General features: G+C 46.0%; 9 protein-coding genes and 2 pseudogenes. 6 read left to right on the plus strand and 5 right to left on the minus strand.

Annotated features, from left to right (window positions below; all coding sequences use genetic code 11):
- Together B0181_RS08230 and B0181_RS08235 are read right to left on the minus strand one after the other, a co-directional pair.
- Positions 1–149, minus strand: a pseudogene (locus B0181_RS08230) (IS1595 family transposase); the annotation flags it as partial.
- Positions 150–263: 114 nt separating this feature from the next.
- Positions 264–869 carry an FxsA family protein gene (locus B0181_RS08235; protein ID WP_078277033.1) on the minus strand — a complete coding sequence of 202 codons (606 nt, stop codon included), beginning with the start codon at positions 867–869 and terminating at the stop codon, positions 264–266.
- 422 nt (positions 870–1,291) lie between these two features.
- On the opposite strand from B0181_RS08235, the gene ruvC reads away from it, so the two are divergent.
- The gene (ruvC, locus tag B0181_RS08240; protein ID WP_078277034.1) at positions 1,292–1,882 is read left to right on the plus strand and encodes a crossover junction endodeoxyribonuclease RuvC; all 591 of its coding nucleotides are present in this window, start codon (positions 1,292–1,294) and stop codon (positions 1,880–1,882) included.
- Between the two features lie 231 nt (positions 1,883–2,113).
- Here ruvC and B0181_RS08245 read toward each other — a convergent pair.
- Positions 2,114–3,427 (minus strand): annotated as a pseudogene (locus B0181_RS08245) (NCS2 family permease).
- 364 nt (positions 3,428–3,791) lie between these two features.
- On the opposite strand from B0181_RS08245, the gene B0181_RS08250 reads away from it, so the two are divergent.
- From B0181_RS08250 to B0181_RS08260, 3 genes are all read left to right on the plus strand, one after another.
- A complete protein-coding gene (locus B0181_RS08250) occupies positions 3,792–4,559 on the plus strand; it encodes a hypothetical protein (RefSeq protein WP_078277035.1) in 768 nt (255 codons plus the stop codon).
- Between the two features lie 99 nt (positions 4,560–4,658).
- A complete protein-coding gene (locus B0181_RS08255) occupies positions 4,659–5,171 on the plus strand; it encodes a peroxiredoxin (RefSeq protein ID WP_078277036.1) in 513 nt (170 codons plus the stop codon).
- 26 nt (positions 5,172–5,197) lie between these two features.
- Positions 5,198–6,397: a glycosyltransferase family 4 protein gene (locus tag B0181_RS08260; RefSeq protein WP_078277037.1), complete on the plus strand. Its 1,200-nt coding sequence runs from the start codon at positions 5,198–5,200 to the stop codon at positions 6,395–6,397.
- Positions 6,398–6,778: 381 nt separating this feature from the next.
- Here the strand turns inward: B0181_RS08260 and B0181_RS08270 are convergent, their stop codons facing one another.
- On the minus strand, positions 6,779–8,227 hold the full coding sequence (locus tag B0181_RS08270; protein ID WP_078277039.1) for a DASS family sodium-coupled anion symporter: 1,449 nt from the start codon (positions 8,225–8,227) through the stop codon (positions 6,779–6,781).
- A gap of 313 nt (positions 8,228–8,540) precedes the next feature.
- Here B0181_RS08270 and xseB point away from each other — a divergent pair, with 313 nt between their 5' ends.
- A complete protein-coding gene (xseB, locus tag B0181_RS08275; RefSeq protein WP_078277040.1) occupies positions 8,541–8,792 on the plus strand; it encodes an exodeoxyribonuclease VII small subunit in 252 nt (83 codons plus the stop codon).
- A gap of 97 nt (positions 8,793–8,889) precedes the next feature.
- On the opposite strand, the gene B0181_RS08280 is transcribed toward xseB, so the two are convergent.
- A complete protein-coding gene (locus tag B0181_RS08280; RefSeq protein WP_207384333.1) occupies positions 8,890–9,558 on the minus strand; it encodes a DUF3800 domain-containing protein in 669 nt (222 codons plus the stop codon).
- A gap of 39 nt (positions 9,559–9,597) precedes the next feature.
- Here B0181_RS08280 and B0181_RS08285 point away from each other — a divergent pair.
- Positions 9,598–9,992 (plus strand): IS1595 family transposase (locus B0181_RS08285; RefSeq protein WP_143821559.1); only part of this gene is annotated, 395 nt, incomplete at its 3' end.

A 9,992-nucleotide genomic window follows, 5' to 3' on the forward strand; every position in this document is an offset into this window, starting at 1 on the left:
ACAAGGCGGATTTTGTGGTAGAAAAGGGCTGCTGAATTGTGTTGAATGTTTAACAAATCAGCCGCTGTTCTAGCGGTAACTTCTGCAATGAAAAACTCAAGTAGTCTTAATTGAGTTTTTCTTGATAATTTACAACGAGTTATCTTCATTTTTGTAGTATAACATATTTGTTATCTACTACAGCCCCTTTTTAAATAAAATGTTGGGTCATGCTTACGCCAACCCAACCTACAACCTAAATTCAAAAACCGACTTGCAACCGATTACTCATCATTGGCAGACGTCAAACGCTTCACGTCTTTTTGTACGGTTTTTGCTTCACCATCGACGGTCGTGCCAGAGCCAAAACCGCCTTGCCCAAACGGACTTTTACCAAATGGCGCACCGCCCATATTGCCAAAACCACCCATGCCACCAAAGCCGCCAGCCGCACCAAATGGATTTTGTCCGCCCATTTGTTTTGACATCATCGCCATCATTTTGTCTTGGTTTTTCATGGCGTAATTTTTGGCGGCGTTGGTCAGTTTGCGCTGCACAAATGGCAACAACAGCAAAAACGCGCCCACGTCCGTCAATAGCCCCGGCAGCAGCAAAAGCACGCCTGCAAGCCCCGTGGCGATTGACTTAGCGACTGTCGCTTCTGGCGGCTGATTGGCAGGATTTGGAATCACGCCATTTTGCATTTGCTTCATTTGCTGTGCCATTGGATTTAGCGTGCCAGCCGCCTTTCTAATCAGCGCAATGCCGATAAATGCCGCAGCGATGAACCAAAAAAACACCCACCAGCCACTGACGAACTGCGCCACCAGATACCAAATCAGCATTTCAATAATAAACCAAACCAGCGCAATGCCAACGACCGCACCCATAATTTTTCCTTTTGTGATTGCAAATTGTGAAACTTAAAAACGCTTGAATTTCAAATGGATAACTCCCACGCCACCGCCAAGCGCCAGCAAATGCCGATAAATCAAAGCCTATCAGCAGGCGTTTGTGGTATAATTTGGGCGATTTGCCATTTTTCAAATGCAACTATACCAAAGCCGCCCACAAATTACAAAATTAAACACAATTTTGCTACATTTTGGCAAATTTCAATGATTGTTTTGATGATTTTTTGACGACCGTTTGATGAATGTAGGCGATTTTTAGCAAATTTGGTTTTGATAAGTTGGCAAATGTAAATATGTTTTTTGGGCGTTTTTAAGAATTTAAACACCTTTAAACGCACTGTTTTTCAATTTTAACACCAAACACCCACCAAATCTTACAACCAATCCAATCGCAATTTATGAGTTTAATCATCGGCATTGACCCCGGCTCTCGTATGACAGGCTACGGCATCATTGACACCCAAGGCGACAAACTCGCCTTTTTGGACGCTGGCACGATTCGCACCGACAGCAGCGATATGCCGACACGCATTGCGCAGATTTTCTCTGGCGTAACACGCATTGTGGCGCACTACCAAAAATACAGCGACAAGCCCATGCACGCCGCCATCGAGCAAGTTTTTATGGCGAGCAACCCAGATTCTGCGCTCAAACTTGGGCAGGCACGCGGCGCAGCGATTGCCGCCTTGACTGCGCTGGATTTGACCGTCTCTGAATACACCGCCCGCCAAATCAAGCAAGCGGTGTGCGGCTATGGCGCGGCTGGCAAAGAGCAGGTCTCTGATATGGTGTGCCGCCTGCTGTCCTTGACGGTCGTCCCCCAAGCGGACGCTGCCGATGGCTTGGCGTGCGCCATTTGCCATGCGCATTCTAGCCATTCTATGTCAAAACTTTTGGGCAACAGCGCCTTTGCCAACCGCAGCACGTCCAAGAAAAAAGGGCGCTGGCGACTGTCCGAAGAAGATGCTTTGATGATGTTAAAACGTTAAAACGGCATTTTCTTAAAATGCTGGACTATGTTTTGCCAATCCGGCTTGCCATTGACAAAACCCAACCTTTTAAATCAAAATCCCCACTATCATTCATAAAATTCCCCCAAGCAAAACTTACTTGGGGGAATTTAAATTTACGCTTAGAATTTAGCACTTGGCAACTGAACACTTGGCGTCTGATGTTTATCAAATTGGCAAATCACGCAATTACCAAACCAGCTGCCAAACTTAAATCGCATAGCCCAGCGCATAAAACGCCACCAAAGCCACAGCGATAATCACCGTGCCAATGTTTAGCTTGCTAAATTCACCAGCAATCACACGCCCCAGCACCAGCGCACCAAAGCCCAGTATAATGCCTGTAACGATGTTTGCCGTCAGCACGATGAACACCGCACAAACAAGACCTGACATCGCACCCACAAAATCATCAAAATCAAGTTTTGATACGTTGCTTAGCATCAGCAAGCCCACATACATCAGCGCAGGCGCAGTGGCATAATTTGGCACCAAAAACGCCAACGGCTGAAAAAACAGCATGAGCAAAAACAGCACGCCCACCACCACAGCCGCAAGCCCTGTCTTGCCGCCCACTGCCGTGCCTGCTGCCGACTCAATATACACCGCCGCAGGCGACGTACCCAGCACACCAGAAAACATACTGGACATAGAATCTGCGGTTAAAGCCTTGCCGCCGCCGATGATTTGACCGTCTTTATCCAGCAAACCTGCCTACCCTGCCACCGCACGAATCGTACCTGTGGCATCAAAAATTGCCGTCATCACCAGCGCAAATACCGCAGGCAACACCGCCGCATTAAGTGCGCCCATCACGTCCATCTCGCCAAGCAAAGACGACTCGCCAAAACTTGGCAATTTAAACACTTCGCCAGCAAATTGAACATTCGGATCAAAAATCAGCCCCACGATGGTGATGGCGATAATCACCCACAAAATACCGCCTTTGATTTGTCTGCGCTCAAGTCCGATGATTGCCGCCAAACCAATCAGCGACATCAAGGTAGCAAAAGACGTAAATTCGCCCAGCTGCACTGGCAAGCCTGCGTCATTTTTTACCACCAAACCCACGCCATTGGCAGCGATGAGCAGCAAAAATAAGCCAATACCAATACCAGCACCATGCGCAATGCTGCTTGGCAAATTACGCAAAATCCACGCACGCACGCCCGTTATCGAAATCAAGGTAAACACCACGCCCATCAGAAAAATCGCGCCCAGTGCCACAGGAATGCTGATGCCCTGCCCAATCACAAGGCTATACGCAGTAAAGGCTGTCAGACTGATGGCACAGCCAATCGCCATCGGCACATTTGCCCAAAGTCCGATTAAAATTGAGCCAAAACCTGCCACCAAACAAGTGGCGATAAACACCGATTCGGCGGGAAAACCTGCATCGCCAAGCATATTTGGCACGACGATCACCGAATACACCATCGCCAAAAAGGTCGTCAAACCTGCGATGATTTCTTGGCGCACGGACGAGCCGCGCTCTTTGATTTGCAAATAAGAAGATAAAGACATAATATTCACACGATTATGGATTGATACGATTGTGAGTTGGTTGATTATAAATTATGGATTGCAGACTGATTGTCAAAAATATGGCTATTTTACCACCGACACTTACATAATGATACCAAAGCGTAACATAATTTTGTAAATGGTTGTGATGGTTGATTGGTTGGTGCTAATTTTTGGGTAAATTTAAAAACGGATACAGTCTAAAAATACACCCTTTTAATTTTCTTATTTGGCAAACTTTGCAAGCAACCCTCCAAATTGCCTTGATTTAAAATAAATTTTTAGGTGCAAATTATCACACCAAAGAAACTTCATTGAATCGCCCCACAAAAAATCCTATAATAAGCGCTTACAAGGAGAATTCATGCCGTCTAATTTTACGTCCAGCCTTGATCTTGAGTTTATCAATGAGCTGCTTAGCCGCCCAAGTCCAAAAACGCGCGATCCATTCTTACTCAATCGCTTTCGCTTGGCGGTATCCGCCCTAGAAAAGCACGACCCAGCGCAAGGCACACTCATGCGCGCGTATTATTTGTGCTACATCAATGACGCAAAAGCCGCCCTTGCCCATCTGGCAAACGAGCCAGCCGACCCTGCCACGCTGTTTGTGGCGGCACTGGCAGCGGCACACCTTGGTGATTGGCAACTGGAAAAAAGCTATTTAGATCAATGCTTTGGGCAAATGGACGCAGCCGCAGAAGCGGACGAAAACCCCTATCAAGACTGGCAAAAAGCGTACATGTATGGCGACAATCCTGATTTGCCGCTGCTTGAGCTGGCACCGCTTAGCTTGCCAGAATACCGCAGTATCATCAGCGCTGCACGCCAAGTGATTTATGCGCACTATTTTACGTCTGATTTTGACCTAAAGCTGTTGCGCCATCACGATACACAAGGCAAGCACGACACGCTCACCATCGCTTTTTATGACACAGCATGGACGGACGCTGACGTTCTTGAATACACCAAGCAAACTTACGCACAGCTGCAGGCTAAAAATTTAACGGCACAAAACTTGCAAGTGGTGTTTTTAAATATTGAACCCACACGCCTGCCCAGCGATTTTACTTGGCAATACGGTAAAAATTCTGACAATGAATTACTTGAAATTTTACACAAAGCAAAAGAGTAAAACGCAGTTTATAAAACACAGCTTATAGAACGCCATCAATCATAAAAACATTTTTTATCAATCACTTAATAAATAGCAAAACCCTACTGAGAATTTCTTATGAGCCTAAAAAACACCCAAGAAAGCATCGCCCTGCCTGATTTTGCCGTAACTTTAGTCAGCGGTAATGCCGAAGCTGGCTTTACCAGTGAAGATGTAACGCTTGGCGATTATTTGGCGAAACACAGCCAAAATGGCAACGCAGGTCTTGTGCTGTATTTTTATCCCAAAGACAACACCGCTGGGTGCAGCGTACAAGCCGAAGATTTCACCGCACACGCCGAAGACTTTGCCCGCCTAGGCTATCAAATCATTGGCGTATCCAGAGATGGCGTAAAATCACACCAAAATTTCATCACCAAAAAATCGCTGGGCATTGCACTCATCAGCGACACGGACGAAAAACTTTGCCAGCATTTTGACGTCATCAAAGAAAAAATGATGTACGGCAAAACCCATCTTGGCGTGGTGCGCTCTACCTTTGTGTTTGACGCATCAGGCGTGATGACGCACAGCTTTCGCAACGTCAAAGCCAAAGAACACATCACCGCTTTGCTTGCCGAACTTGGCTGATTGATGACTGATAAGCGCAAAATCCCATGAAAGTCATGCACTTATCATCATCGCTTAAGCACGATGAAGCAGAGCGCGGCATTTATGCCATCACCCACGCTGTGATGAAATCAGGTCATAGCTCGGTGGTGATTGGCAGTGCTGACCCTGAAGATGAGCTGATCACCCGCCTAAAACGTGATGGCACGGTGTATTATCAACTGCCCATGCCCAAAAAATCATGGTGGTCTTTACGTCATGTGTTTCGCCTGCGTGCGCTGATTGACACGCACAAGCCTGACATCATTCATGTGCATTCACGCACGCCTGCATGGGTGCTGCACTGGGTGCTGCGCACCACACCAAAGGCACGCCGCCCAAAGATTGTCGCCACTTTATATGGCTTTTATCCCATCAATTCTTACTCGCAAGCGCTGTTTGACGCAGACACCATCATCACCGCTTCAAACAGCATTGATACTTATTTGCGTGCCAAATTGCGCCGCAAAAAGCAAGAGCAGGAATTTGTACCAAAATTTGACATCGTGCAAGTGCGCCGTGGCGTGGACGTGCGCAAATACCCCTATCGCCATCATGCCAGCGTGCATTGGCTACATTCGGTTTTTGCTGAATATCCTGAGCTTGAGCATAAAAAATGGCTGATTTTTCCCACACCCATCGGCAGTGAATACGGACAAGAATGGCTGGTAGATATTTTAGGAAATCTTAAAAACGAATTTCCAAACATTCACGCCATCATCATGGACGATAACATCACTGATCTGCACGACCAAGACGTGAGCTACGAAGAATTCACCCAAAGATTGCAAGCGCTGGGATTAAATGAACACGCCACGTTCATCGGCCGCCGTCCGCCAGACACTAAAGAATGGCTGTCATCGGCGAATGTGGTGCTGTCGCTTGCCAACCGTCCAGAAAGCATTGGCATGACGGTGCTGCAAGCCATTCATCTGGGTACGCCCGTCATCGGCTGGAGTGAAGGCGCGTGTGGCGACATTCTAAACGACCTATACCCGCAAGGCATCGTCAAGCAAAAAACCGCCATCGCCCTGTGCAAGTCTGTGAAGTATCACTTAACAAACCAACTGCGTCCTGCCATCACGCACGATTATGTGGTTGAGCAGATGGTTGCCGAAACGTTGGCGGTATATCAAAGCCTTGTGCCAAATTGCCAACTGGTAACCAAAGATCGCCACGATAATTTGGTGTGTATCAAGGCAGGCTAACCACTTTCACCAAGCGCAAATCCTACAAACCTTGGCCCTTTCCTTTAAGTAATTTAGCCCAATCATTTGCTTTTGATGATTGGGTTTATCAATGCGTCAAGATTTAGCGATTGAATGACCAAAAACCGTCATGGTTTGAAAACTCACCACGAATGGTTTTCCTATGGTTTTCCTATGGTTTTCCTATGGTTTTCCTATGGTTTTGGCATGGTTTTTCAGTATTTTTTTAAATCATTTCTAATGGTTCTTTTCAATAATTTTTTCAAGGTTTTTCAATCCATCAAACCCTGCAAACAACCACCCAAATTTAAAAACACCATAAAAAAACAGCCGCACCTTTTGGCACGGCTGTTTTGTTAAGATTGATGAAAAGTTTTAGCATCACATCCAGAACATAAAGGCAAATGCCGTTACCACTAGGATTGATACCAAGTTTAGCACAAAGCCGACTTTCATCATCTCGCGTTGCTTGATATGACCTGTACCCATCACGATGGCGTTTGGTGGCGTTGCCACAGGCAGCATAAACGCACAAGACGCACCAATACCAATCACCAGCACCAAAAGCTCTGGCGGCAAACCAAGCGCCACGCCAATCGGTGCAAACAGTGGCACAAGCAGCGCAGCCGAAGCGGTGTTTGAAGTAAACTCAGTCAAGAAAATGATGAATGCTGCTACCGCCAAAATCACCAAAATCGCAGGTGCGCCAGCCATCGTGCTAGAAATCAGCTCGCCCAGCACCGCAGAACCGCCTGTGTCTTTCATGATGTTTGACAGCGCAATACCACCACCAAACAGCATCAACACGCCCCAGTCGGTATTATCCGATACCTGCTTCCAGCTTACTAGGCCCAGCATCAGCACCGCTACTGCCGCCAAAATCGCAATCACGCTGTCAGGCGAGCTAAAGCCAAAGGCTTGACCCAGCTGCTTACCGAAAATCCAGCTCACTGCTGTGATGGCAAACACCACCAAAGTCAAAATGCGTGGCAACGTCCAAGGAATGATTTCTTGGTCTGCTACGCTCACTTTTTGGTTCAGCTTTGGACGCAGCACCACATACATCGCACCCAAAAGCACAGGCATCATCACCAGCATGATTGGCAAGCCGTACTTCATCCAGCCAGCAAAATCCAGCCCCAGCTCTTTAGCGGCAATGGCGTTTGGCGGTGAACCCACCAGCGTACCCAAGCCGCCAATAGAAGCCGAATAAGCGATACCCAAAAGCACGAACACAAACGTGCCGCGGTCTTTACCAGAATCCACTTGTGTCAAAAGTCCCAACGCCAGCGGTAGCATCATCGCTGCTGTGGCGGTGTTACTGATCCACATGGACAAACCTGCCGTTACCGCAAAAATCAGCACCGCAGCCACGCCCAAATGCCCGCCTGCCAGACCAATCAAGCCGTAAGCGATTTTCTTATCCAGCTTTTGTACGTGCATGGTTGCCGCCAAGGCAAAACCACCAAAAAACACGAAAATGATTGGGTCAGCAAATGAAGTCAGCGCCTTTTTGGTGTCAAATTCAGGAATGCCGACAAGCACCGCCAGCATAGGCACAAGTAATGCCGTGGCGGTAACGTGAATGGCTTCCGTCAGCCACAAAATACCGATGAAAATCGCCAGTGCCAAGCCTTTGTTGGCAAGCGCATCAAACGGCAAAACGTGCGCGTACAAAACATACGCCACAATAGCTGCAATCAGCGTGATAACCACGCCACGCTTGGCGTCCGAGCGCACTTCGCCTGATGGCGGCGGCTGATTGTCATCATGCTGAAAATCTGTACGGAGTGTAAAATCCGTTTCTTTGTCTTGAGTTGCTTGAGTCATGTGTTTTCCTTTAAAAAAATAGCCACAAACACCGAGCGCTCATTTCCCAAGCGTCAGTGCTTATGGCTCACACAATATGCATCATGCACAGTCAAATTGCACATAAACTGTACTTATGATAACAAAACAGTAAGATTTTGCAACATATTTTTATGACCAACTCATTAAAAACCCACAAAACCGCCCTAAATTTGTAACAACGTGGCAAATCCGTCGCCTTTATATTTTGTAAGCATTCCGCCAAGCCTTGCGCCCTGCTGGCAAATCCTTTAAAATACAGAAGTTTAAGTTTCGCACAGACATCGGACACACCATGCAAACCACCACTTTTAAAGACGCTTACCACATTTTAAAAAGCAATGCCGAACGCCTTGAGCAATCAGACGAACTGGATATTGACCATTTAATTGACACCGTGGAAGAATCCATTGCTGCTTATAAAGTCTGCCAAGAGCGCATTCATGCCGTAGAAGCCGCGCTAGAAAAGGCATTTGCCGATGATTTGGATGCACCAAAAGACAGCACGTCCAAAGACAAAGCACTCACAGAAAAAGAAAACGACTAAACCCACTAAACTTAGCAAATTCAGTACATTTATTTGGCATAAAAATCCCGCCCAAACTTTAAGTTGGGCAGGTTTAACTTAGCAAACCAATATTGCTCTAACTCTCTGGAAAAAATAGCTTGTGATTGGTTGTGCGATATTGCGACATAAAATCCGCCATTTTATCATCACCAAATTCATATTTCGCCCACACCAAGCCTGTATAAAAATCAATAAATTGCAATTCTAAAAATTTTGCACTGTCCATTGGCACTACGTTGCAATTTTTATTGATGACATCATGCTCAAGACTGGCCTCTTGAATCATTTGGTGCAAATATTCTCCCATATTCCATTTGGTATGCACACGTTCACTGCGTCTATCAGGGATAAAATCCACATACTCACATTGGCAAATGGTCTTTAACAGCAACAACTTTACCATATAATTATATAAAACATTAGGGTCTTGCCAAAATCTTGGACTGACGTTTTGTTTGCAAACGGTAATGGTGCGTAATTGAATGTCGGGATGTTCTTGCAGCATTTTAGCGGTCAAACGCAAAAACAACTGCTTATCCGCCATGTTTAAATCCACTGATTTTAACTCGTGCTTTAGCGGTCTTTTGCGCTTTTGGTAAATGGCACGCACTATTCTTTGTACATACTTCCCCTTATCATCAGGCAGGCATATCGCACCCAAAGTCAGCATTCTGCTTGAACCGCCTTTTTGATAAGGCTTATCTAAACTAAAGCCCAAATCGCCACTTTCGTCCAAATATATCAAGGGGCTGTACTAGAATAACAACCATGTTATACTAGTTTTATGAAGATAACCCATTGTAAACTAAGTAAAAAAGTTCAAAAAAGACTACTTGAATTTTTTGTACTTGAAGTTACTGCCAGAAGTGCAGCTGATTTACTGGGCATTCACCCTAATTCAGCAGCCCTTTTCTACCACAAAATCCGCCTTGTGATAGAATATCACTTAGCTCTTGAAGCCAACACTGTTTTTGACGGTGAAGTAGAGCTTGATGAAAGTTACTTCGGCGGTATTCGTAAAGGCAAACGTGGTCGTGGTGCAGCTGGCAAGACTGCTGTATTTGGTTTATTAAAACGCAATGATAAAGTTTACACTGTTGTTGTTAAAGATACTAAGACAAATACACTAATGCCAATTATCACAAGTAAAATCAAGCCTGATAGCATTGTCTACACAGA

This window comes from Moraxella caviae, from assembly GCF_002014985.1.
GTDB lineage: Bacteria > Pseudomonadota > Gammaproteobacteria > Pseudomonadales > Moraxellaceae > Moraxella > Moraxella caviae.